Below are 23,796 nucleotides of genomic sequence, written 5' to 3'. Positions count from 1 at the left end.
CCCGCATGACGTCGGTGATCCGCAACATCACAGTCGACTGCGCGCCGCCCTACGAGCCGTACGAGCTGGCGCAGTTCTGGAGCCAGGTGGTGGGCCGGCCGGTGACGCCGGACGCCGCGCCGGGCGACGACGCGGTCGCGGTGACCGGCGCGCCCAGGCTGCTGTTCGTCCGCGTGCCGGAGGCCAAGACCGACAAGAACCGGCTGCACGTCGACCTGCGGCCGGACCAGCCGCGTGACGCCGAGGTGGACCGGCTGTCCGGCCTGGGCGCGAAACTGGTCGACGACCAGCGCCGGCCCGGCGGCGACGGCTGGGTGGTGCTGGCCGACCCGGCCGGCAACGAGTTCTGCGTCACCGACGGCGACGACGCCTGACCATCGGCGCCGCCTAATCCGGTTGTCCCGGCCCCGGCGTTCTGGTCTGCTACCGGCGGTAGCCACCGTCGTGAGGAGAGCATCGTGCGAGCAACGTTCATGTCCACCCGGAAAGGAATCGCCTCCTCAGCAAGGGACATGACGCTTGGCACGCACCCTCAACCTCGGCATCCTGGCGCACGTCGACGCCGGTAAGACCAGCCTCACCGAGCGGCTGCTGTACAGCGCCGGGGTGATCGACGAGATCGGCAGCGTCGACGCGGGCAGCACCCGCACCGACACCCTGGAGCTGGAACGCCGCCGCGGCATCACCATCCGGTCCGCCGTGGTGTCGTTCACCGTCGGCGACGTCGTGGTCAACCTGATCGACACCCCCGGCCATCCCGACTTCATCGCCGAGGTGGAACGGGTTCTCGGCGTGCTCGACGGCGCCGTCCTGGTGGTCTCCGCGGTGGAGGGCGTCCAGGCGCAGACCCGGGTGCTGTGGCGCACCCTGCACCGGCTCGGCATCCCGACGCTGATCTTCGTCAACAAGATCGACCGCACCGGCGCCCGGGACACCGGCGTCCTGGCCGAGATCGCCGAACGGCTCACCGCGCACCTGGTGCCGCTGTCCACGGTGCACCGGGCCGGCACCCGCGACGCCCGGGTCACCCCCCGGGCGATCCCGGTCGAGGCGCTGGCCGAGCACGACGACGGGCTGCTGGCCGCGTACGTCGACGGCGCCGGCGTCCCGCAGCACCGGCTGCGCGACGTGCTGCGGGACCGGACCGCGCGGGCCCGTACCCATCCGGTGCTGTTCGGCTCGGCCATCACCGGCGCCGGCGTCGACGACCTGCGCGTGGCCGTCGCCGACCTGCTGCCGGCCGCGGCCGGCGATCCGGCGGCGCCGCTGCGCGGAACGGTGTTCAAGGTCGAGCGCGGGCCGGCCGGCGAGAAGGTCGCGTACGTCCGGCTGTTCGACGGCACGCTGCGGGTCCGCGACCGCCTCGGCGACGACCGGGTCACCGCGGTGGCCGTGTTCGGCGACGGCGCCCTGCGCCCGGGCCCGCAGGTGACGGCGGGCCGGATCGCCACGGTACGCGGGCTGGCCGGCGCCCGCGTCGGCGATCCGCTCGGGCCGGCGGCCGGGGGACACCGGCGCCAGTTCGCCCCGCCCAGCCTGGAGACCGTCGTGCTGCCCCGGCGGCGCGCCGACGCCGGCCGGCTGCACGCCGCGCTGACCCAGCTGGCCGAACAGGACCCGCTGATCGCCCTGCGGCAGGACGACCTGCGCCACGAGGTGTCCGTCTCGCTCTACGGCGAGGTGCAGAAGGAGGTGCTGCAGGCCACGCTGGCCGAGGAGTACGGCCTCGCGGTGCGGTTCCGGGAGACCACCACGATCTGCGTCGAGCGGGTCACCGGCACCGGCGAGGCGGCGGAGATCATCGGGGTGGCACCCAACCCGTTCCTGGCCACCGTGGGCCTGCGGGTGGCGCCCGCGCCGCCGGGCACCGGGCTGCGGTTCACCCTCGGCGTGGAACTGGGCGCGATGCCGTCCGCGTTCTTCACCGCGGTGGAGGAGACCGTGCCGCGGGTGCTGCGCGAGGGACTGCACGGCTGGCAGGTCGCCGACTGCACGGTCACCATGACCCGCTCCGGCTACTGGGCCCGGCAGAGCCACGCGCACGGCACGTTCGACAAGAGCATGTCGAGCACGGCCGGCGACTTCCGCCACCTGACACCGCTGGTGCTGATGGACGCGCTGCGCCGCGCCGGCACCCGGGTGCACGAGCCGATCCACGCGGTACGCCTGGAGGTCCCGGCCGCCGCCCTGCCCGCGGTGCTGCCGGTGCTGGCCCGCCTGCGCGGGGTGCCGCTGGCCACCACGGTGCACGGCTCGGTGTGCGTGGTGGAGGGCGAGGTGCCCGCGGCCCGTGTCCACGACCTGCAGCAGCGGCTGCCCGCGCTGACCCGCGGCGAGGGCGTGCTGGAGAGCGCCTTCGACCGGTACGCGCCGGTGAGCGGCCCGGCCCCGTCGCGGCCCCGCACCGACCACAACCCGCTGGACCGCAAGGAGTACCTGCTGCGGGTGGTCCGCCGCACCGGCTCAGCGCCCCGTCCGGGCTGACCGGTAACCCGGGAACTCACCCGGAAAGTGTTATGCCGGGGCGTCCGGAAAAGCCCCGGAGAAATTGCTGTCCGGCCGCAAAACAATGTGTATATATTGCCGGCAGTCGATATTTAGCGAGGGGAGTGCCCCGTGTCGAGCGCGCTTGCCGCCGTGGGAAGGTCGCTGCTGGTGGCCGCCATGATCAGCTCTGCCCCGGCCGTGGCCAGCCCGGCCGGCGGTGCCGCCGCGGCCGCGGACCAGGCGACCTACTATGTCGCCCCGGACGGTGACGACACCAATCCGGGAACGGTCACCGCACCATTCCGGACACTGCAACACGCCCGCGACGTCGTCCGTTCGGAAAACGCGAACATGACCGGCGATATTCGCGTATACCTGCGCGGCGGAACCTATCCGGTGAGCAGCACCATAGAGTTCGGCCCGGCCGACTCGGGCACCAACAACCACCGCGTCGTCTACGCCGCGTACCCGGACGAGACACCGGTGCTCGACGGCGGCGTCCGGGTGACCGGCTGGACGCCGCACAGCGGCAACGTCTGGAAGGCCCCGCTCGACCGCGCGAACAAGCTCCGCGCGCTGTACGTCAACGACAAGCGCGCGTACATGGCCGCCAAGACGATCACCTCGGCCGGCTGCCACGGCACCTACGCCATCACCGCCGGGCAGGCCGCGTGGGCGTGGGAGACCGGGTCCCAGTGCGCCGGCGCCCGGTACAGCACGTCGGACTTCCCCGCCATCGCCGCCAACCACGACGACATCGAGATCGAGACCGCGACCACCTGGACCTCCGCCATCGTCGGCGTCCGCCAGGTCACCACGGACGGCGGCAACCGGGTGGCGCTGTTCCAGCAGCCGGGCGCGGCGATCGCCCAGGGCGCGTACAACGGCAACGCGCAGGTCGGCGGCTCCCACAAGGTCATGAACGCCTACGAGTTCCTGGACGCGCCGGGCGAGTTCTACTTCGACAAGTCCAGCCGGACGCTGTACTACTACAAGACCGACGCCGAGAACATGGCGACCGCCACGGTCATCGCCCCCGGCAACGTGTCCACCCTGCTACGGGTCGCCGGCACCTCGACCAGCGCCCACGCCCGCAACATCACGTTCACCGGCCTCACCGTGCAGCACTCCGACTGGAACCTCGTCAACGTGGCCGGCTCCGTCTACAAGCAGGCGCAACAGGGCAACCTCAGCGCCATCGCCTACGCGAAGCAGAACTTCCACGCGTACTACTACCGCAACGTCGACCTCACGCCCGGCATCGTGCACGTACAGAACGCCGACGGCATCCGCCTGGAACGCAACCGGATCCGGCACACCGGCGCCGACGGCATCAACATGATCAACGACGTGCGGGACTCGCAGCTGATCGGCAACCACACCAGCGACATCGCCGGATCGGCGATCACCGTGGGACATCCGCAGCACGTCTACCTCGGCGACCACACCTCGACCAACCGGGAGAAGTTCCCGGCCCAGGTCGAAGGACTGTGCCGGAACATCGAGATCAGGAACAACTACCTGTACGACAGCGCGGTGCTGTTCTCCGGGCACAGTCCGGTCTCCGCCTACTTCGTCGACACCGTCACGGTGCAGCACAACCGGATCGAGAAGGCACCCTGGGCCGGCATCACGCTCGGCTGGGGCTGGTGGAACTTCGACGGATCGGCGGGCTCGATCGCACCCAACCGGCCGACCACCACCGCCCGGAACAACACCGTCAGCCACAACCACATCATCGACACGGTGCAGCGCCTCGCCGACACGGCCCCGATCTACACCCTGGGCAGCCAGCCCGGAACCACCGTCACCGACAACTACCTGCAGGGTGTGCCCGCCGGCCACAAGTACGGCCTGCACCCCGACGAGGGCTCGGCGTACCTCACCTTCCGCGACAACGTGCTCAGCGTCGACAAGAACGTCACCTGGCTGATCAACTCCGACGACTTCGGACGCAAGCACGACCTGAGCATCACGCGGACCTACGGGCCGATCAACAAGGTCTCCAACAAGAACCTGCCCAACAGCACCGTCCAGGACATCCTGGTCTCACCCGACTACGTCTGGCCCACGGCGGCCTACACCATCGCGGTGAACTCCGGCCTGGAGGAACCCTTCCAGGACATCGTGGCACCCGGCGCCCGGGCACTGCCGGACCACGTGCTGCCGGCCAGCACGGTCGTCGACAGCGGCACCTCGTCGATCCGCGTCCGCTCCACCGGCGACGCGAGCCGCCGGATCTGGCTGGCGCCGTCCGGCACCACCACCTTCGCCGCCGGCCCGACGATGACCACGGCGGACGGCACCGCCACCTCCATCGCGGTACCGGCGGCACCGGGCGACTACCGCCTCTTCGTCCTCGACGCCGCGGGCGCCCGGTCCGCCGAGTCCCGGTCGCTCGTCCGGCAGCCGGGCGGCAGCGGACAGCAGGCCGGGCAGCTGGTGGGCGGCCAGTCGGGACGGTGCGCCGACGTGCCGAACGCCGCGACCGCCAACGGCACCCAGATCCAGCTCTGGGACTGCGACGGCAGCACCCGGCAGCGGTGGGCGCACACCGCCGGCAAACAACTGACGGTGTACGGCACCAAATGCCTGGACGCCTCCGGCGGCGGCACGGCCAACGGCACCGCGGTCATCATCTGGGACTGCCACGGCGGGCTCAACCAGCAGTGGAACGTCAACCCCGACGGCACCGTCTCGAGCGCCCAGTCCGGACTCTGTCTCGACGCCAGCAACGCCGGCACCGCGAACGGCACGAAGCTCATCGTCTGGGCCTGCACCGGCGGCGCGAACCAGCGGTGGACCCTGCGCGGCTGACCCGGCCGGTCCGGGGGGCCTGCCGAACCTAGGATTCACCGGTCCTGGCAGACGGCCCGGCGATGCCCGACGCTCGGTGGCGCAGTCGATCAACGGCTGCCGCTGCCACACCGTCGGCCGTCGCGGGCACCGCGGCCGGACAGGAGACCTGAGCCGTGTCGTTCCTCCGTGAGTTCGTGCGCAACCCGATGGCGGTCGGCGCCGTCCGGCCCAGCGGATCGGCCCTGGCGACGGTGGCCACCGCGACCGTGCCGCTCACCGGTTCGCCCACCGTCGTCGAACTCGGACCCGGAACCGGCGCGTTCACCGGAAGCATCCAGCAGCGCCTGGCCGGCTCCGGCCGGCACATCGCCATCGAGGTCAACCCGCGGTTCGCCGCGCAGCTGGCGGCCCGCTACCCGGCGGTCGACGTGGTGACCGCGGACGCCACCCAGGTCCGCGACGTGCTCGCGCGGCGCGGCATCGACCGGGCCGACGTCGTGGTCAGCGGCCTGCCCTGGGCGGCGTTCGACGCACGCGCACAGCACGACGCCCTGGCCGGGGCCGTCGCGGTCATGGGACCGGACGCCGTCTTCACCACCTTCGCCTACGTCCACGCCCGCTGGGCTCCGCCGGCCCGGCGGCTGCTGCGGTCCCTGCGCGCGCGGTTCGAGGAGGTCGTGGTCAGCCGCACGGTGTGGGCCAACCTGCCACCCGCCCTGGTGTACGTCTGCCGGCGCCCGGTCACCGCCACCGGCGCGGACCGGCACCAGTGCGCGGCCGCCGGCGGCGCCCGCCCCGGCGCGTAGCTAGGCCGCGCCGCCGGCCGGGCGCAGGAACACGAACTCCAGGCCGTCCTCCTGGTCCCACTGTTCGCCGGCCTTGTGGAAGCCGAACCCGGCGATCGTCGCCAGCGATCCCGCGTTGTCCGGGCGGATACTCGCCCGGACCGCACGCACCGCCGGATCGGCGTCGGCCCGCGCCAGCAGCTGCCGCAGGATCTCCTTGGCGTACCCGCGGCGGCGGAAACCCGGATCCACCGAGTACGCCACCTCCACCACCCCGTCCTCCGACGGCGGGCCGTGGAAACCGCCGTGCCCCACCACCTCGCCGGTCTCCGCGTCCACCGCGGCCCGGGCGATCCACTCCGCGCTGGCCGGATCGGCCGCGATCTGCTCCTGCCGGATCCGCCACAACCACGCCTCGTCGACCAGGAACCGGCTCAGCGGGGTGCCGGCGGCGGCGCTCGCCGCGGCCAGGTCACCGGAGATCAGCGCGGACAACGCGGCGGGGGAGAGCCGCACAAATCGGATGGAAGGCACGCAGGAATGATCACACGCCGCGGTGACCCCCGCCACCGAACGGTTGTGCACAACTGAGTTGCGCCCTACTGTTCGGGCATGGGTGACACCACCGGCCTCGACCACCTGGTCTGCTTCGACCTCTACGCCGCCTCCCGCGCCACCACCGCGCTCTACCGCCGCACCCTCGACGCCCACGGCCTCACCTACCCGCAGTACCTCGCCCTGCGCGTCCTCTGGCACCGCGGCCCCACCACCGTCCGCGACCTCGGCCACGCCCTCGCCCTCGACAGCGGCACCCTCTCACCGCTGCTCAAACGCCTCCAGACCCAGGGACACGTCCGCCGCGAACGCGGCACCCACGACGAACGCACCGTCTGGATCCACCCCACCGCCAAGGCCACCGACCTCCGCCACCACCTCGCCGACCTGCCCGAACGCCTCGCCGCCGCGGTCGACCTCACCCGCGACGAATACGCCCAACTGCACCACCTGCTCGGCCGCGTCCGCGCCGCCGCCGGCACCAACCACCTCTGAGCACCCACACCCGACAACCCGAAAGGCCCCCCATGAGCAACCTCTACACCGCCTCCGCCACCGCCACCGGAGACGGCCGCGGCGGACACACCCGCAGCAGCGACGGCGTCCTCGACCTGGACCTCGCCGTCCCCAAGGAACTCGGCGGCCCCGGCGGCGCCCACACCAACCCCGAACAACTCTTCGCCGCCGGCTACGCCGCCTGCTTCCACAGCGCCCTCAAGACCGCCGCCCGCAAACGCAAGATCGACCTCACCGACACCGCCGTCACCGTCGACGTCGGCCTCGCCCGCACCGGCACCGGCGTCGGCCTCACCGTCGCCATCGAGGCCGAACTCCCCAGCGTCGACGAGACCACCGCCCACGAACTGCTCGAGCAGGCCCACCAGATCTGCCCCTACAGCAGCGCCACCCGCGGCAACATCGACGTCACCTTCACCCTCGCCTGAGCCCACCCGCGGCGGAAAACCCAGGTAGGTTCCTTCAAGGACCCTCACCCCAGACGCCCCAGCGCGCGGTTCGTGCGGTTCGCCCGCACCGCCGCGCGCTGCTGCGCCGACGTCACCTCGATATAGTTCTGCGACGTCGTCAACGACGCATGCCCCAGCAACCGCATGATCTCCGACGCGTTCGCCCCGTCCTCCGCCAGCCGCGTCGCGAACGTATGCCGCAACGCATGCAACTGCGCACCCCGCGGCACCCGGTCGGTGATCCCCGCCCGGCGGAAACACGATTCCACCAGATACTGCAGCCCACCCCGCCGCAACGGCTGCCCCCGCCCGTCCACCAGCAACACGTCCGTCGACCGCGACACCCGCTGCGCCCGGCTCACCAGATAACGCTCCACCACCGCGTCCAGCTCCGGCTCGATCGGCACCGTACGCGGCCGCCCACCCTTACCCGCCACCTCCACCCGGCGCTCACCCGGCCGCCCCGCGAACGACCCGGTCCGCAACGCCAGCAACTCCGACAACCGCAGACCCGCACACAACGCCAGCGCCAGCACCACCACGTCCCGCTCCGGCCACGGATCACGCTGCCGCTCGTCGGACCGGCTCACCGCCGCCAGCAACTGCTCCGGCGTGTCCTCACCCCGCAGTGGCTTGGGGGAGAGCGGCGCCATCCGCGGCTTGTCCACCGCCGGCATCGGATTGCCCGCCACCACGCCCTCGGTGACCAGAAACGTGAAGAACGAGTTCCAGCTCGACCAGGCCCGGTAGACCGAAGCCGGGGCACGGTCCGCCGCAAAACGGGCAAAGGCCCCGCGCAGGACGCGCGGGGAGAGGGCCGCCAGGGGGAGCGAGGCACCCTCGTCACCCGGCGCGACCAGGGCGACGATCGAGGTCAGATCACGCCGGTACGCCTGCAGCGTGTGCACCGACGGCTTCCGGACGGCGCGCGCGGCGAGAAACTCACCGATCAACTCGTGGACGGTAACGTTCCGTTCGTCCTGCATAAGACATATTATGCAGCATTTGTCCGGTCGGTCGGAAGCTGGTTCGCACGCGGGAATGCATGGCGGACACCGGCCGATTCCGGCGCGTGCGGAGCTGTGGTCGGCACCGTGCCGCAGCTCCACACGGACACCGGCCCATTCCGGCGCGTGCGGAGCTGTGGTCGGCACCGTGCCGCAGCTCCACACGGACACCGGCCGATTCCGGCGCGTGCGGAGCTGTGGTCGGCACCGTGCCACAGGTCCACACGGACGCCGGCCGTATTCCGGCGCGTGCGGAGTTTCGGTGCACCCCGAGCCGGATTTCCACACGCGACTGCACGGGACCGTCTACCTCACTGAGGCCGCCGTCACCACCTGGCGAGCGCGGGCAGGGAGTTCTGTCAGAGGCGCCCTTTGGGCTGGCTACCTCGGCCGGGCCGGGTCGCCACGCGCCGACGGCCGGCGGGCGGTTCTGTCAGAGACGTCCTCTCGGGATTTCCGTCGGGCGTCGACGTTGGGATCGCTGCCGAGCGCCCCGGTGCGTGCCGTTTTCGGGCGGTGGTCGGTGTGGTAGGTGGTGTGTGGCCCCGTGCACGGGAGTTGGCACGGTGGAGTGGCGGCGTGGGTCTGCCCGCTGTGTCAGTTGTGCCACGGGCCGGCCTGGTTACCGGTGTGCTCCGTACCCTCTCGGGATTCATGGTTTTCGGGGTTGGTTTACATAATGTACATTATCGACCAGGGTGCTCAGGCGCCGATGTAGGTGGCCAGGTGCTGGCCGGTGAGGGTGCTGCGGTCGGCGACGAGGTCGGCGGGGGTGCCTTCGAAGACGATGCGGCCACCGTCGTTGCCGGCGCCGGGGCCCAGGTCGATGATCCAGTCGGCGTGGGCCATGACGGCCTGGTGGTGTTCGATGACGATGACCGACTTGCCGGAGTCGACGAGGCTGTCCAGGAGGCCGAGCAGATGTTCGACGTCGGCGAGGTGCAGGCCGGTGGTGGGTTCGTCGAGGACGTAGACGCCGCCCTTGTCGGCCATGTGGGTGGCCAGCTTGAGGCGTTGCCGTTCGCCGCCGGACAGGGTGGTGAGGGGCTGGCCGAGGCTGAGGTAGCCGAGTCCGACCTCGGCGAGGCGGCCGAGGATGGCGTGGGCGGCGGGAGTGTGCGCGTCGCCGGTGCCGAAGAACTCCTCGGCCTCGGTCACGCTCATGGCGAGGACCTCGCTGATGTCGCGGCCGCCGAGGTGGTACTCGAGCACCGAGGCGTCGAACCGCCGGCCCTCGCACTCCTCGCAGGTGGTGGCGACGCCGGCCATCATGCCCAGGTCGGTGTAGATGACGCCGGCGCCGTTGCAGGTGGGACAGGCGCCTTCGGAGTTGGCGCTGAACAGGGCGGGCTTGACGCCGTTGGCCTTGGCGAAGGCTTTGCGGATCGGGTCGAGCAGTCCGGTGTAGGTGGCGGGGTTGCTGCGGCGGGAGCCGCGGATGGCGGTCTGGTCGACCGAGACGACGCCGGCGCCGGCCGGGACCGAGCCGTGGATCAGGGAGCTCTTGCCGGAGCCGGCGACGCCGGTGACGACGCAGAGGACGCCGAGCGGGATGTCGACGTCGACGTCGCGCAGGTTGTGCCGGTTGGCGCCGCGGATCTGCAGGGTGCCGGTGGGTTCGCGGACGGTCTTCTTCAGGGTGGCGCGGTCGTCGAGGTGGCGGCCGGTGATGGTGCCGCTGGTGCGCAGGCCCTCGACGGTGCCTTCGAAGCAGATGGTGCCGCCGCCGGTGCCGGCGCCGGGGCCGAGGTCGACCACGTGGTCGGCGATCGCGATGGCTTCCGGTTTGTGTTCCACCACCAGGACCGTGTTGCCCTTGTCGCGCAGGCGCAGCAGCAGGTTGTTCATCCGCTGGATGTCGTGCGGGTGCAGGCCGATGGTGGGTTCGTCGAAGACGTAGGTGACGTCGGTGAGCGAGGAGCCGAGGTGGCGGATCATCTTGGTGCGCTGCGCCTCGCCGCCGGACAGGGTGCCCGACGGCCGGTTCAGCGAGAGGTAGCCGAGGCCGATCTCGACGAACGAGTCGAGGGTACGCAGCAACGCGGTGAGCAGCGGCGCGACGGACGGTTCGCGCAGCGTGCGGACCCAGTCGGCGAGGTCGCTGATCTGCATGGCGCAGGCGTCGGCGATGTTCACGCCGTCGATCCGGGAGGAGCGGGCGGCTTCGCTGAGCCGGGTGCCGTCGCAGTCAGGGCAGGTCGTGAACGTCACGGCCCGGTCGACGAAGGCGCGGATGTGCGGTTGCAGGGCGTCGGGGTCCTTGGCCAGGAACGACTTCTGGACCTTGGGGATCAGTCCTTCGTAGGTGAGGTTGACGCCGTCGACCTTGACCTTGGTGGGTTCCTTGTAGAGGAAGTCGTGGAGTTCCTTCTTGGTGTACTTGCGGATCGGCTTGTCCGGGTCGACGAAGCCGGACTCGGCGTAGACGCGCACGGTCCAGAAGCTGTCGGACTTCCAGCCGGGGATGGTGAACGCGCCCTCGGCGAGGGACTTGGTGTCGTCGTAGAGCTGGGTGAGGTCGATGTCGGAGATGGAGCCGCGGCCCTCGCAGCGGCTGCACATGCCGCCGGTGATGCTGAAGCTGCGCCGTTCCTTGGTGGTCCTCCCCCCGCGTTCCAGGGTGACCGCGCCGGCGCCGCTGATCGAGGCGACGTTGAAGGAGAACGCCTGGGGTGAGCCGATGTGGGGTGTGCCGAGCCGGCTGAACAGGATGCGCAGCATGGCGTTGGCGTCGGTGGCGGTGCCGACCGTGGAGCGGGCGTCGCCGCCCATCCGCTGCTGGTCGACGATGATGGCGGTGGTGAGGCCGTCCAGGACGTCCACGTCGGGCCGGGCCAGGGTCGGCATGAAGCCCTGCAGGAACGCGCTGTACGTCTCGTTGATCATGCGTTGGGACTCGGCGGCGATGGTGCTGAACACCAGGGAGCTCTTGCCGGAGCCGGAGACGCCGGTGAACACGGTGAGCCGCCGCTTGGGCAGTTCGATGCTGACGTCTTTGAGGTTGTTGACCCGGGCGCCGTGGACCCGGATCAGGTCGTGGCTGTCGGCGGCGTGCGGCGCCGGTGGCTTCGAGGCCGTCCTGGTGGACGGGGTCATGGCGTCTCCATCTGTGCGGTCTCGGTCGGGCCGGCCGGCGGCGGTCGTTCAGCGCAGTTGCTGGATGCGGATCATGTTGCCGGAGGGGTCGCGGAAGGCGCAGTCCCGGACGCCGTACGGCTGGTCGGTGGGTTCCTGGACCACGTCGGCGTCGCCGGCCTGGAGGCGTTCGAAGACGCCGTCGAGGTCCTTGGTGGCGAGGTTGATGCCGCCGTAGGTGCCCTTGGCCATCATCTCGGCGATGGTGCGGCGTTCGTCGTCGGTGATGCCGGGGTCGGCGGCCGGCGGGTGCAGCACGATGGAGGTGCCGGGCTGGCTGGGCGGGCCGACGGTGATCCAGCGCATGTCCTGGTAGCCGACGTCGCCACGGACCTCGAAGCCGAGGACGTCGCGGTAGAACGCCAGGGCGGCGTCGGGGTCGGTGTGCGGGAGGAAGCTGCTGTGAATGACGATGTCCATGGCAGTCACGCTAGTTGCGTGGTGCGGACCGGCGCTTCTTGATTCCTGATCGGTCTGGTGACCTGTTTCGCGACGCACGCCGGCATCCCGGCGGTGCCGAGCAGGGCCTGGTCGCGGAAGGCGCTGGGCGGGATGCCGACCAGTTCCCGGAACCGGGTGCTGAAGGTGCCCAGCGAGGAGCAGCCGACCGCGAAGCAGACCTCGGTGACGGTGAGGTCGCCGCGGCGCAGCAGGGCCATGGCGCGTTCGATCCGGCGGGTCATCAGGTAGCTGTACGGCGATTCGCCGTAGGCCTGGCGGAACTCGCGGCTGAGGTGCCCGGCGGACATGTGTGCGCCGCGGGCGAGGGCCTCGACGTCGAGGGGCTGGGCGTACTCGCGGTCGATCCGGTCGCGGACGCGGCGCAGCCGGGCCAGGTCGCGCAGGTGTTGCGCTTCGGCGGGTGTGCTGGTCACCTCCGGATCGTGCCACATCGGGTGGCGGGTGGAGCAGGATGAACGCGGTACCGGTCCGATCGGTCGATGAGGGAGGGAGGGTCCGATGGCGGTTCGCTGGGTCACCGGGTTCCTGGACACGCCAGCTGCCTCGGCCGCGGCGGCGGAGGCGTTCTGGGCGGCGGTGACCGGGTCCGGGTGGTCGGCGCGGCGCGGTGGCGGGGCGTTCGCGACGTTGCTGCCGCCGGGCGGGGACGCGTTCCTGCGGGTGCAGGTGGTGGGTGACGGGCCGGCCCGGTGTCATCTCGATCTGCACACCGATGCGGTGGCGCAGGTGGCGGACCTGGCGGAGTCGCTGGGTGCGCGGCGGGTGCACGTGGAGCCGGATCTGGTGGTGTGCCGCTCCCCTGCCGGGTTGCCGTTCTGTGTGGTGCGGTGGCAGGGCGAGCGGGTCCGCCCGGCGGCGGTGGCGTGGCGGGGTGGGCAGCGCAGCCTGGTGGATCAGGTGTGCCTGGATCTGCCGCGGGCGGGCTTCGACGCGGAGGCGGGGTTCTGGGCGGCGTTGACCGGGTGGGAGCGGCGGGCCGTCGGGTTGCCGGAGTTCGATGTGCTGCGGCGTCCGCAGGGTCAGCCGTTGCGGTTGTTGTTGCAGCGCACCGGGGGTGAGTCGGCCGGGATGCACCTGGATCTGGCGTGTGACGACGTGGCGGCGGAGGTGGCGCGGCATGTGACGCTGGGGGCGTCGGTGGTGCGGCGGGTGCCGGATGACTGGACCACGTTGCGGGATCCGGCGGGGCGGGAGTACTGCGTCACGGCCCGGTCGCCGGATTAGTCCGGTGGTCCGGGGAGTCCTGCTGCGTTTCTGTCGGTGGCTGCTGGTAGAAACGACAGCATTCATACAGGCGTACGAACGACGAGGGGTGTCCGATGGCTACGGCGCGTGCACGGGTGCGGGGCTTGAGTTCCGAGGACGTCCAGACGATCCGGGAGGGTGTCGCGGCCGGCCGCCGGCCCAAGGTGGTGTTCACCGAGGCGGCCGGGCAGATCGCCGGGCAGGTCGGGCAGGTGGTGTCGGTGACGGATCCGGCGGAGTCGGACGAGTTCCTGGTGGTGCGGTTCGGGCGCGACGAGTTGCCGTTCTCCCCCGGTGACCTGCAGGTGGCGCCCAAGGGGGCGGTGGCGCGCAAGGCGTCTCCCCCGCCGGCGCCACCGGTGGCGGAGCCGCCGGCCCGGCCGGAGCCGGAGTTCGTGATCGACAAGCCGGTGGTGCCGGCGTCGCGGCGGGCCGCTGCCGCCGCCGCTCCCCCGGCGGCGGCAGCTTCCGCGGCGGACGCTCCCGCGGCGGCCGGGTCGCCGCCGGCTTCCGCGGCGGCGCCGGCCGCTGGGCGTAAGGCGGCGCGGCCGGCGAAGCCGAAGGGGCCGGCCGGGTTGACCGTGACGCTGGCGTATGCCGACGGCGAGTGGACGGTGGCCGCGGCGCAGGGGGCGAAGACGCTGGCCCGGCCCTATGTGGTGAAGCCGTCCGAGGCGTTGCGGATGGTGTCGCTGGTGGACGTGCCCGGGGTGCAGGAGGCGGTGGCGCAGATCCTGGCGGCCGAGCGGGGCGAGGCGGAGCGGGCGGCCGAGCGGCTGCGGGCGGAGCTGGCGGAGGTGGAGGCGCGGCTGGCGGAGCTGCGCGAGGCGGGCTGAGCCGGGCTCTGCCGGGGCTGGGCCGGGTGGGCTGGGGCGGGCCGGCGGGCCCGGCGGCGCGCCGCAGACGGCGGTCGGGCCACGCCGGTGGGCCCGGCGTGGGATCATGACGGCCTGATGGACGGGTCGTGGCGGGTGCCGTGGTTGTGGCGGCTGTTGCTGTCGGTCTCCCCCGCCGTGGTGGCGCCGATCTGCCGGCTGCGGGTGTCGGGGTCGGTGCCGCCGGAGTTGCGGCGCGGGCCGCTGATCCTGGCCGCCAACCACGTCAGCCCGGTGGACCCGATCGTGATGGCGGCCGCGTGCCGCAAGGCCGGGCTGGCGCCGCGGTTCATGGCGACCGGCGGGTTGTTCGACGCGCCGGTGGCGGGGGCGGTGATGCGCCGGTGCGGGCACATCCGGGTGGACCGGCGCACGCCGCGGGTGGCGCAGGCGCTGCCGGCGGCGGTGGCGGCGTTGCAGGCCGGTTCGGTGGTGCTGGTGTACCCGGAGGGTCGCATCGGCCTCGACCCCTGGATGTGGCCGGAGCGCGGCAAGACCGGGGTGGCGCGGATGGCGCTGATGTCGGGTGCCGCGGTGGTGCCGGTGGCGCAGTGGGGTGCGCACGTGGTGATGCCGTACACGGCGCCGAAGGGTCTGGGGCGTGCGCTGCTGCGGGCCCTGGTGCGCCGGCCGGTGGTGCAGGTCCGGTTCGGCGCGCCGGTGGACCTGTCCGGGTTGACCGGCGCGGCGGGCGCGCAGGCGGTGCGGGTCACGCAGCGGGTGGTGGAGGCGATCGACGCCACGTTGGCGCCGTTGCGGTCCGGCGAGCCGGAGACACCGCGGTGGGTGGACCGGACCCGGCCGGTGGACATGTCACGGGTGCGGCGGCGCCCGGCCCGCACCCCCTGACCGGCGCAGACCTCTGACCGGCCGACCTCCTGACCGGCCGACCTCCTGACCGGCCGACCGGGGCTCAGAGCGGGAGTTCGTCGGGCACGGGCAAGCCGAGGGCGGTCAGCAGGCGCGCGGTCCGGGTCTCGACGAACACGTCCGCGGCGGCGGCGTCGTCCACGGCGTCGTCCCAGTCGTCGTCGCCGCGGTCCCGGTCGGCGGCCAGGTAGGTGGCGATCTCCGCCTGCTTGGCGGCGCGTTGCGGCGCACCGGCGGCGGGGTGCTGCCGGGCCCACCAGTGGGCCAGCCCGGCGGCCTCGCGGGTCACGTCGGTCGGTGCGGACGCGTCCGGGTCGTCGAAGTAGGCGCGGGGGGTGTCACCCAGGTACGCCACGCCGCTGCCCGGGCCGGCCGGCCCGTAGCTGACGGTGGCGATGTCGCTGTCGTAGATGTCGACGAGCAGCCACGGTTCCGCGGCGGGCGGCGGTACGTCGTCGGGGTCGTGGTCGCTCCAGTCGTCGCCCGTGCGCAGATAGGTACCGGAGAATCCCATGGTGGGTCATCTTGCCGTACGGGGTTCAGGCCGGCCGGCCCGCTTCGGCGACGGTGAGCCAGCGGTCGACGGCGGCGGTGTCGTGGTGGCGGATGGACCAGTCGACCTGGCGCAGGCTCATGTGCGCCCAGTAGGCGCGTACCCGGTCCGGGTCGGCGGCGGCCAGCCGTTCGTCGACCAGCGGGGTCAGGTGCGGCGCCCGCCAGGTCAGGTCGAAGCGCAGCGTGACCAGGTCGAGGTGGCGGTCGCCGCGGCAGGCGCCGTCCCAGTCGACCACGCCGCTGAGCTGGTGCCGGTCGACCAGGGTGTTGCCGGGGTGGAAGTCGAGGTGGACGAGGTCGTCGCCGGTGCTGTCCGGGCCGATGGCGCCGACGTCGTGGATCCAGTCGAGCAGGCGGGCGGTGCGGCGGCTGTGCTCGGCCAGCGGCCGGTGCAGGCAGTACCCGGGGCCGTCGGCGGTGAGGTACAGCTCCGGCGGGGCCGCCCCGGGCCGGTCGGCGAGCAGGCCGGCGAGCCGGTCGTTGACGTCGAGCAGCGCGTGCACGAGGGCGGCGTCGACGGTGGCGGGCGGGGTGCCGGGCAGGCGTTGCTGGACCACGACGCGGGTGCCGTCGATGTGGGCGGCCAGTTCCTGCCGGGCGGTGGGCACGCCGGCGGCGCGGGCCAGGTCGAGCAGTTCACCGGTGCGGCTGTGGCCTTCGGACAGCACCGAGCGGCGGCCGTCCGGCCAGCGGACGTACGCGGCGCCGACCTCACCGCCGGGGCACGGCCCCTCCAGGGTGAGCCGCACTCCGGTGATCTCGGCGATCCGGTCGACCAGCCGGGGCGCGTCGAGGCGGGCGGTGCGGGGCCAGGCGTGGGTGGTCACCGTCCCTCCTTCGCGCGGTGGCGCAGGTAGGCCAGCACCGCCTCGCGGGTGGTGCGCACGCCGAACAGGGCGCGGGCCTCGGCGATGCGGCGGTTCGCGGTGCGCAGCGAGAGGAATTCGGCGGCCGCGGCGGCGGCGATGGTGTCGCCGGCGGCGAGGCGGTCGAGCAGGGCGCGTTGTTCGGGGATCAGGTCGGCGATCGGGTCGCCGCTGTCGTGGCCGGGTCCGTGGTGTACCGGGCCGAGCCGGGACAGGTCGTCGACCAGGGCGCGGCCGGTGGGGGTGTCGGTGTCGCAGACGGCGACGATGCCGGCGCCGCGGGCGGCGGCGAGCACGGCCAGTTGCAGGGTGTCCGGGTCGGTGATGCGGCCGTGCAGCACCAGCCGGGAGCCGGTGACGTCCCAGGCGGGGTCGGGCAGGGCGAATCCTTCGCGGACGACCCAGCCGTCGCGCAGCAGCCGGCGCAGCACGGTGTCGGCGTCGGCGGTGGAGGTGACGACGTGTCGGGGGGCGTCGGGCTGACGGGTCACCGGCGGTCCTTTCCTGCCGCGAGGTCGCTCGGGTACGCGCCGTCCGGCGCCGGCTCGGCGGCGAAGGCCAGGGCGGCGGCCTCGGTGCGGGTGCGCGCGCCGAGTTTGCGCATGCCGCCGCGGATGTGGGTGTCGACGGTCTCCGCCGAGATGCCCAGTTGCCCGGCGATGCGGCGGGTCGGTTCGCCCGCGGCGACCAGGCGCAGCACGTCGGTCTCGCGGTTGGTGAGCTGGGTGCCGGAGCGGCGGCTGCGGGTGTCGCGGTGCACGCGGTGGCGGCGCAGGCCGCGGCGGGCGCGTCCGGCGAGGACGGTGAGCCCGGCGGTGTCGGCGAGGCGTTCGGCGGCCAGCAGCGCCGCGACGGCGCGGTCGCCGTCGGTGTCGTGCAGGCCGGCGGCGAGCAGGCAGCGGACCTGTTCGCGCAGCGCGGTGCGGGCCCAGGTGTGCGCGGCGGCGGTGAACCCGGTGCCGGTGGCCCAGGACAGCAGGGTGCGGCGGGCGGGCGCGGGCAGGTCGGGCGGGATGGGCGCGGCGGCCGGTGCGCCGGTGTCGTGGGCGGCCCAGCGGGCGGTGATGTGGTGCAGGCCGGTGAGTAGTCCGGCGCCGGGTGCGGGCGGTGGTTCGGCGGCGCGGTCGGGTTGCCCGTCGAGCCAGGCGGCCTCGCGGGCGACCCAGGCGGTGGCCGGGTGGCCGGGGCCGGCGTCGAGGCGGGCGCGGGCGGCGGCGAGCAGCCCGGTGTCGGCCTCGATGAGCGCCGCGGCGGCGACGGCGTAGCCGCGGGCGACGGCCGGCAGTGCCCGGTCGGTGAGGTCGGCGGCGCGCCGCTGCACGGCGTCAGCAGCGTCCGGGTCGGCGTCCCACTCGGCCGGGGCCGGGCCGAGGGCTGCCGGGCCGGCGTCCCAGTCGGCCGGAGCCGGCGCTGCCGGGCCGGCGTGCCACTCGGCCGCGGCCGGGCCAGGGCCTGCCGGGCCAGGGCCTGCCGGGCCGGGGTCGGGGGCGGAGCCGTGCAGGGCGCGGGCCCAGTCGGCGGCGGCCAGGAACCGGGTCTGCCACCCGTATGCCAGGTCGTCGGCGCAGTCGCGGGCGGCGCGGGTGGCGGCCGCCGCGGACTCGGCCAGGCGCCCGTCCGCGGCCAGCGTCTCGACCAGCAGCCAGGCGCTCCACCGGCGGGTCAGCGGGTCCCCGCCGGTGGCCGCGTCGGCGAGGGCGGTGTCCCAGCCGGGTGCGCGGACCGCGGCGCGGACCGCGGCGAGCGCGGCCGCGACGCCGGGCGGCGGTACCGGGTACCGGCTGATGATCTTGCCGGCGGTGTCCTGGGCGGTGGCCGGGTCGTCGGCGAGGTCGGCCAGCAGCAGCACCCGGTCGCGGGCGGCGACCACGGCGGCGGCCGCGGCGTCCGGGACCGGCCGGACCGCGGCGCGGGCCGCGGCCGGTTCACCGGCCTGCAGGAGCGCTTCGCCGCGCAGCACGTCGGCCTCGACGCCGAGCGGGGAGCCGGTGGTGAGCACGCGGGCGGCGGCGTGCGGCCGGCCGGTGGCCAGCGCGGCGTCGGCGGCGGCGAGCCGGACCCGGGGGTCGGCGCTGACCCCGGGCAGCCCGCACGCGAACAGCAGCAGGTGGGCGCGGTCGCCGCCGGTGGCGCGGTCGGCGGCGGCGAGGGCCAGACGGTACGCGCCCGGGTGGTCGCCGGCGGCGGCAAGGTGGCGGGCTGCCTCGGCGGGCGGGGTCAGGTCGGCGAGGCGCCGGTGCAGGTCGGTGCGGGCGGCGGCGTCGAGCAGCCCGGCGGCGGTGTCCGCGACGTACGCCGACACCGGGGTGAGCAGCCCGGCCGGGTCCGCGGTGACCAGCCCGGCGGCGTGCAGGTCGGCGGAGCCGGGACCGAGCAGGTCGGCGGGGGCGCCGCGGCCGAGGAGCCCGAGCGCGGCCAGGGCGGTGCGGGCGGGCCGGGGCAGGTCGGCCAGGGCGGTGGCGATGGCGTACGCCACCTGGTCGATGTCGCCGGCCGCCGGGCCCCGGCCGGCGGCGGCGTGCCGGGCCAGCGCGGTGACCGCGAGCGGGTTGCCGCCGGCCCGGCCGGCGACGGCGCGCAGCGTGGCGTCACCGAGGTGGGGTGCGGTGCGGCGGGCCAGGTCCAGCGCGGCGGCCGGGTCGAGCGGCGGCACGTCGAACCAGGCGGTGGCGGCGGCGCGCAGCGCGGTGTCGTCGAGGCGGTGCGGGGTGCGCACGGCGACCACGACCCGGCAGTGCACGGCCAGGTGCGGCAGCGCGGCGAGGGTGGCCGGGTCGGCGTGCTGCAGGTCGTCGAGGACCAGCAGGCCGCCGCGGACCCGGGAGCGGACCGCCTCGGCGAGCAGGTGCACGTCGTGGGCGGGCAGCCGGGCCCGGACCGCGCGGGACAGCGCCAGCGCGGGCACCGCGGTGAGCATGGCCAGGCCGCCGCCGGCGTGTACCGGGCCGGGTGCGGCGGCGGCCACGGACCGCAGCAGGGTGCTGCGGCCGCAGCCGGGTGGCCCGGCGAGCACGACGAGGCCGGGTCGGCGCAGGTGGGTAGCGGCGGCGGTGGCGACGTCGTGCGGTTGCGCCACCGCGTCCTCCTCCTTGTCGCCGGTTCGCGGCACGTGGCACGAACTCGGGATCCTGCGTGTCGTCGGTGTCCGTAGTCTGTGGTGCGGCAGGCGTCGCCGCTTGCCGCACCACACCGGGAGGGTATGGCAGGCATGCGGACGACGGCCGTGGTCAGCACATTGTCGCTGACAGTGTGCTCGGCTGACGAGTCGTCGTGACCGGCACGCTGTCCGGCCGGGTCGCGACCCTGTGTGACGAGATCGTCGCGGTGGTCGCGCCGGAGGTCGCTGATCAGGTACGACACATCGGCGTTCGTCTTCATGAGCCGCTGCGGGTGGCGATCGCGGGCCGGTTGAAAGCCGGAAAGTCGACACTTGTCAACGCGCTGATCGGGCGGCGGGTGGCGCCCACCGCGGCCGGTGAGTGCACCCGGGTGGTGACCCGGTTCCGGTACGGGCCGGCCGACCGGGTCGACGTGGTGTCGCGCGACGGCGGCCGCAGCAGCCTGCCGCTGGACGACGACGGCATGATCCCGCAGCGTCTGGGGGTGCCGGCGGGCCGGGTGGCGTACGTGGACGTGATGTTGACCAGTGCCCGGCTGCGGGACCTGACCGTGGTGGACACCCCGGGCCTGGCGTCCGCGGACACCGGGGTCAGCGCCCGCGCCGAGGAGGCGGTCGGTACCGCGCCGTTCGACGCCGGCATCGACGCCGCGTCCGCGTCGGAGGTGGCCGCCGCGGAGGCGGTGGTGTACGTGTTCACCCAGGCGGTGCGCGCCGACGACGTGCGCGCGCTGGAGGCGTTCCGGGCGTCGTCCGCGCGGCTGGCGTCCACCCCGATCAACGCGCTCGGCGTGTTCGGCAAGGTCGACACGCTGGTCGGCGGGGCGGCGGACCCGTGGCCGGTGGCCGAGCCGCTGGCCGCGCAGCAGCAGGCACTGCTGTCGCGGTGCGTCGGCGAGGTGGTGCCGGTGGTGGGGCTGCTCGCCGAGACCGGGGAGGCGGGCCGGCTGACCGCGGCGGACTGCGCGGCGCTGGGCCGGCTGGCGCAGGCACCGGACCTGCCGCTGCTGCTGGCGTCGGTGGACCTGTTCCGGACCCGGCCGGCGCCGGTGGACGCGGCCCGCCGGGAACGGCTGCTGGCGCTGCTGGACCTGTACGGGGTCGGGTTCGCCATCGCGCAGCTGACCGCGGAGCCGCAGCTGGGCACCGGGGAACTGGTGCGGCGGCTGGTCGCGGCGTCCGGCTTCCCCCGGCTGCGGCACACCCTGCAGGAGACGTTCACCTGGCGCTCGGACGCGATCAAGGCGGGGTGGGCGCTGGCCCGGCTGGAACGCCTCGCCGGGCACACCGTGGGCCGCGCCGACGCGGAGGCGCTGCGCGACGCGGTGGAACGGCTGCTGCGCGACCCCGCGTACCACCGGCTGCGGCTGCTGGAGGTGGCGCAGCGGGTGGCCACCGGCGCGGTGCCGATGCCGCAGCCCTGGGAGCAGGAACTGATCCGGCTGGCCACCTCCGACGACCCGCGGTGGATCCTGCGGCTGCCGCAGGCCCCGGCCGGGCAGCTGGCGGAGGCGGCGGTGCAGGCCGCGAACCGGTGGCGGGTGTACGCGGTGGCCGGCGCCGGGCCGGCCCAGTCGCGGGTGGCGCAGGTCGCGCACCGCGGCTTCCACCTGCTGGCGCAGTCGCTGCGGACCGGGGCCGGCCGATGACCGACCTCACCGCCGCCCTGGACACCGCGGTCCGCGACACCTGCGCGTACGTGCGCACGCTGGACCCGGACGCCGGCGCGGACCTGGCCGACCTGCGCCGCCGGCAGCTGACCCGCCCGTCGGTGGTGCTGGTCGGCGAGACGAAACGCGGCAAGAGTTCGCTGCTGAACGCGCTGCTCGGGGTGCCCGGCCTGTCGCCGGTGGACGCCGCCGTGGCGACCAGCACCTACCTGCATTTCCGTCCCGGCGCGGCGGCGGCCGTGGCGTGGGTGCCGGGCGCACCGGAACCGGTGGACGTGCCGCTGGCCGACCTGGCCGGGTGGGCGACCGGGCCGGGCCGGGCCCGCCGCATCGAGGTGACCCACCCGGCGCCGCTGCTGCAGTACGTGAGCCTGCTCGACACCCCGGGCGTCGGCGGCCTGGACCCGGCGCACACCGCGGTGGCGCTGGACGCGGTGGACCGGGCGACGGCGCTGCTGTTCGTGGCGGACGCGTCGGCGCCGCTGTCGCAGCCGGAGCTGACGTTCCTGGAGGCGGCCAGCGCCCGCATCGACACGGTGGTGTTCGCGCTGACCAAGGTGGACGCGTTCGGCGGCTGGCGGCGCATCGCCGAGGACAACCGGGCGTTGCTGCGCGCGCACGCCCCCCGGTTCGCCGACGCCGGCTGGTTCCCGGTGTCGGCGCGGCTGGCCGAGCTGGCGCTGACCGTGGCGCCGGCGGAGTCGGCGGCGCTGGTCGACGCGTCGCGGATCGCCGACCTGCAGCACGCCCTGGTGGACCTGGCCGGTCGCGGGCACCAGCTGCAGTTGGCCAACGTGCTGCGGGCCGCCCGCGGCGACCTGCAGCGGCTGGAGGCGGCCGCGGCGGCGCGGATGGCGGCCACCGAGGCGGACCCGGCGGACGTGGCCCGGGTCCGCGCCGAACGCGCCGGGCTGGCCGCCCGCAAACGCACCGAGTCGCGGCAGTGGACGCTGCTGCTGGGAAGTGAGATCCAGCGGGCCCGGGTGGAGGTGGTGGGTCTGCTGCGGACCCGGGTGGCCGCGGTGCAGTCCGACTTCACCGCCCGCATCGACGCCGCCCGCGGCGCCGCCCTGGCCGCGTTGCCGCAGGCGGTGGACACCGAGTTGCAGGCGGTCGCGGTGGGCCTGTCGCACGACCTGGAGGTCACCTTCCGGCAGGTCGGCGAGAAGGTGCTGGCGGAGGTGTTCGGCCCGGACGAACTGGCCGGGGTGCTGGGCCGGCTCAACGCCACGCTGCGGCACGCGCTGGCCGCGGCGCCGCAGCGGGAGTCGTCGGCGGACAACGTGCTGATCGCGGTGTCGGCGGGCGGCATCGCGTTCCTGGCCGGGCGCGGCGCGATGCTGGGCGCGTCGGTGCTCGGCGCGGGCGGGATCGCCGCCGGTGGGCTGCTGGTGCCGGTCGCCGGGGTGGGGCTGGGCCTGGCCGCCGGCGGGTACGTGCTGTACCGGCGGCGGGTGCAGACCGACCGCCAGCAGGCCCGGGCCTGGCTGCGGGACGTGCTGGCCGAGGCGCGGGCGGCGCTCGCCGACGAGATCTCCTACCGGTTCACCGATCTGCAGTACGCGCTGTCGGTGGCGGTGGACGACGCGGTGGAGCGGCGGCTGAAGCAGTTGGACGCGCACATCGCGGACCTGGACGCGGCGGCCGCGGAGGACGCGGCCGGGCGGGCCCGGCGCCGCGCCGAGGCGCAGGCCGACCGCGACGCGGTGCGGGCGAGGATGCGGCAGGTCGACGACGTGCTGGCGCGGGTCCGGGCGCAGACGCCCGTGGCCGCGCCGGAGGGCAGGGAGAACCCATGAGCGAGTACGGCTGGCCGGACCACCCCGACGACGACGGCGACGGTTTCGAGGACGGCCCCGACGACGTGGCGCCGCCCGGCGGCGACGACCCGCTGGGCTTGCCGGCCGGGCCCGACTTCCTGGACGACGTGCCCGACGTGCCCGACGTGCCCGACGTGCCCGGACCGGTGTTCGAGCACGGCGGCGGTCCCGAACCGCAGCCGTGGCCGGAGGCCGGGCCGCACCCGGAACCGGAGACCGCGTCCGCCGCGCCCGCGGCGCAGCCGCTCCTGGGGCCGGTGGGCGCCGACCCGGACGCCGTCGCGGAGACCGGCACCGACCCGGCGGCGGTGTTCCCGGCGGCGGTCGACGTGGGCCCGCTGCCGGAACCGGTGGACGGGTTCCCGTGGATCGACACCGGCAGCCTCGGCCTGGTCGGCGCCGCACCCCTCGACGCCGGCCCGGTCCTGCCGGTGCACCCGCAGGAACTCGCCGAGTACGCCGCCGCCGACCTGCCGCCCGGGGTGGACCCGTGGGCGGCGCTGGCCGCGTCCGACGACCCGGCGACCAGCGCTCTGGCCCGCTGGTGGTCCGAACACGGCCACTGAGCCACCGCCCGGGACA

General features: G+C 74.2%; 21 protein-coding genes. 12 read left to right on the top strand and 9 right to left on the bottom strand.

Translation table 11 applies throughout. The features are described from left to right. Positions 1-5: 5 nt before the first annotated feature. The 4 genes from LDL48_RS19150 (at position 6) to LDL48_RS19135 (ending at position 6,092) form a co-directional block, all read left to right on the top strand. On the top strand, positions 6-374 hold the full coding sequence (locus tag LDL48_RS19150) for a VOC family protein (protein ID WP_225256528.1): 369 nt from the start codon (positions 6-8) through the stop codon (positions 372-374). A 145-nt stretch (positions 375-519) separates the two neighbouring features. Then, complete coding sequence (locus LDL48_RS19145; protein ID WP_225256527.1) at positions 520-2,484, top strand: GTP-binding protein; 1,965 nt, start codon at positions 520-522, stop codon at positions 2,482-2,484. A 180-nt stretch (positions 2,485-2,664) separates the two neighbouring features. Beyond that, positions 2,665-5,304, top strand: a complete 2,640-nt coding sequence (locus LDL48_RS19140) for an RICIN domain-containing protein (protein ID WP_255628484.1) — start codon at positions 2,665-2,667, stop codon at positions 5,302-5,304. Between the two features lie 155 nt (positions 5,305-5,459). Then, positions 5,460-6,092 carry a class I SAM-dependent methyltransferase gene (locus LDL48_RS19135; protein WP_225256525.1) on the top strand — a complete coding sequence of 211 codons (633 nt, stop codon included), beginning with the start codon at positions 5,460-5,462 and terminating at the stop codon, positions 6,090-6,092. On the opposite strand, the gene LDL48_RS19130 is transcribed toward LDL48_RS19135, so the two are convergent. Next, positions 6,093-6,605 (bottom strand): GNAT family N-acetyltransferase, encoded by a 513-nt coding sequence (locus LDL48_RS19130; protein ID WP_225256524.1) that lies wholly within the window; start codon positions 6,603-6,605, stop codon positions 6,093-6,095. A 78-nt stretch (positions 6,606-6,683) separates the two neighbouring features. On the opposite strand from LDL48_RS19130, the gene LDL48_RS19125 reads away from it, so the two are divergent. Together LDL48_RS19125 and LDL48_RS19120 are read left to right on the top strand one after the other, a co-directional pair. Continuing rightward, entirely contained in the window at positions 6,684-7,121 is a 438-nt protein-coding gene (locus LDL48_RS19125; protein ID WP_225256523.1) for a MarR family winged helix-turn-helix transcriptional regulator, read from the top strand. 32 nt (positions 7,122-7,153) lie between these two features. After that, on the top strand, positions 7,154-7,570 hold the full coding sequence (locus tag LDL48_RS19120) for an organic hydroperoxide resistance protein (protein ID WP_225256522.1): 417 nt from the start codon (positions 7,154-7,156) through the stop codon (positions 7,568-7,570). Between the two features lie 44 nt (positions 7,571-7,614). On the opposite strand, the gene LDL48_RS19115 is transcribed toward LDL48_RS19120, so the two are convergent. The 4 genes from LDL48_RS19115 to LDL48_RS19100 form a co-directional block, all read right to left on the bottom strand. After that, complete coding sequence (locus tag LDL48_RS19115) at positions 7,615-8,577, bottom strand: tyrosine-type recombinase/integrase (protein WP_225256521.1); 963 nt, start codon at positions 8,575-8,577, stop codon at positions 7,615-7,617. A 723-nt stretch (positions 8,578-9,300) separates the two neighbouring features. Then, positions 9,301-11,694 carry an ATP-binding cassette domain-containing protein gene (locus tag LDL48_RS19110; RefSeq protein WP_225256520.1) on the bottom strand — a complete coding sequence of 798 codons (2,394 nt, stop codon included), beginning with the start codon at positions 11,692-11,694 and terminating at the stop codon, positions 9,301-9,303. Positions 11,695-11,742: 48 nt separating this feature from the next. Next, positions 11,743-12,153, bottom strand: coding sequence for a VOC family protein (locus tag LDL48_RS19105; RefSeq protein WP_225256519.1), 411 nt, complete (start codon positions 12,151-12,153; stop codon positions 11,743-11,745). A gap of 5 nt (positions 12,154-12,158) precedes the next feature. Further along, the gene (locus tag LDL48_RS19100; protein ID WP_372472149.1) at positions 12,159-12,626 is read right to left on the bottom strand and encodes a helix-turn-helix transcriptional regulator; all 468 of its coding nucleotides are present in this window, start codon (positions 12,624-12,626) and stop codon (positions 12,159-12,161) included. 67 nt (positions 12,627-12,693) lie between these two features. On the opposite strand from LDL48_RS19100, the gene LDL48_RS19095 reads away from it, so the two are divergent. The 3 genes from LDL48_RS19095 (at position 12,694) to LDL48_RS19085 (ending at position 15,164) form a co-directional block, all read left to right on the top strand. Further along, positions 12,694-13,419, top strand: a complete 726-nt coding sequence (locus LDL48_RS19095; protein WP_225256517.1) for a VOC family protein — start codon at positions 12,694-12,696, stop codon at positions 13,417-13,419. Between the two features lie 95 nt (positions 13,420-13,514). Continuing rightward, positions 13,515-14,276 (top strand): hypothetical protein, encoded by a 762-nt coding sequence (locus LDL48_RS19090; protein WP_225256516.1) that lies wholly within the window; start codon positions 13,515-13,517, stop codon positions 14,274-14,276. A 117-nt stretch (positions 14,277-14,393) separates the two neighbouring features. Next, positions 14,394-15,164, top strand: coding sequence for a lysophospholipid acyltransferase family protein (locus LDL48_RS19085; RefSeq protein ID WP_225256515.1), 771 nt, complete (start codon positions 14,394-14,396; stop codon positions 15,162-15,164). 64 nt (positions 15,165-15,228) lie between these two features. Here the strand turns inward: LDL48_RS19085 and LDL48_RS19080 are convergent, their stop codons facing one another. The 4 genes from LDL48_RS19080 to LDL48_RS19065 are packed head-to-tail and all read right to left on the bottom strand — an operon-like array spanning position 15,229 to position 19,715. After that, complete coding sequence (locus LDL48_RS19080) at positions 15,229-15,699, bottom strand: hypothetical protein (RefSeq protein ID WP_225256514.1); 471 nt, start codon at positions 15,697-15,699, stop codon at positions 15,229-15,231. A gap of 25 nt (positions 15,700-15,724) precedes the next feature. Continuing rightward, positions 15,725-16,567 carry a phosphotransferase gene (locus LDL48_RS19075; RefSeq protein ID WP_225256513.1) on the bottom strand — a complete coding sequence of 281 codons (843 nt, stop codon included), beginning with the start codon at positions 16,565-16,567 and terminating at the stop codon, positions 15,725-15,727. Then, on the bottom strand, positions 16,564-17,097 hold the full coding sequence (locus LDL48_RS19070) for a LuxR family transcriptional regulator (protein ID WP_225256512.1): 534 nt from the start codon (positions 17,095-17,097) through the stop codon (positions 16,564-16,566). The genes LDL48_RS19075 and LDL48_RS19070 overlap by 4 nt, the downstream gene beginning before the upstream one ends. After that, positions 17,094-19,715: a helix-turn-helix transcriptional regulator gene (locus LDL48_RS19065; RefSeq protein WP_225256511.1), complete on the bottom strand. Its 2,622-nt coding sequence runs from the start codon at positions 19,713-19,715 to the stop codon at positions 17,094-17,096. The genes LDL48_RS19070 and LDL48_RS19065 overlap by 4 nt, the downstream gene beginning before the upstream one ends. 161 nt (positions 19,716-19,876) lie before the next feature. Between LDL48_RS19065 and LDL48_RS19060 the strand changes: the two genes are divergently transcribed. From LDL48_RS19060 to LDL48_RS19050, 3 genes are read left to right on the top strand one after another with little or no spacing between them, the layout of a single operon-like run. Next, entirely contained in the window at positions 19,877-21,373 is a 1,497-nt protein-coding gene (locus tag LDL48_RS19060; RefSeq protein ID WP_225256510.1) for a dynamin family protein, read from the top strand. Beyond that, positions 21,370-23,193 (top strand): GTPase, encoded by a 1,824-nt coding sequence (locus LDL48_RS19055; protein ID WP_225256509.1) that lies wholly within the window; start codon positions 21,370-21,372, stop codon positions 23,191-23,193. The genes LDL48_RS19060 and LDL48_RS19055 overlap by 4 nt, the downstream gene beginning before the upstream one ends. Beyond that, positions 23,190-23,780: a hypothetical protein gene (locus tag LDL48_RS19050; protein WP_225256508.1), complete on the top strand. Its 591-nt coding sequence runs from the start codon at positions 23,190-23,192 to the stop codon at positions 23,778-23,780. Before LDL48_RS19055 ends, LDL48_RS19050 begins: the two co-directional genes overlap by 4 nt. Positions 23,781-23,796 lie beyond the last annotated feature (16 nt).

This window comes from Jidongwangia harbinensis, from assembly GCF_020216025.1.
Classification (GTDB): domain Bacteria; phylum Actinomycetota; class Actinomycetes; order Mycobacteriales; family Micromonosporaceae; genus Actinoplanes; species Actinoplanes harbinensis.
The sequence above is the reverse complement of the archived record's forward strand: the minus strand, read 5'-3'. Positions and strand labels throughout refer to the sequence as shown.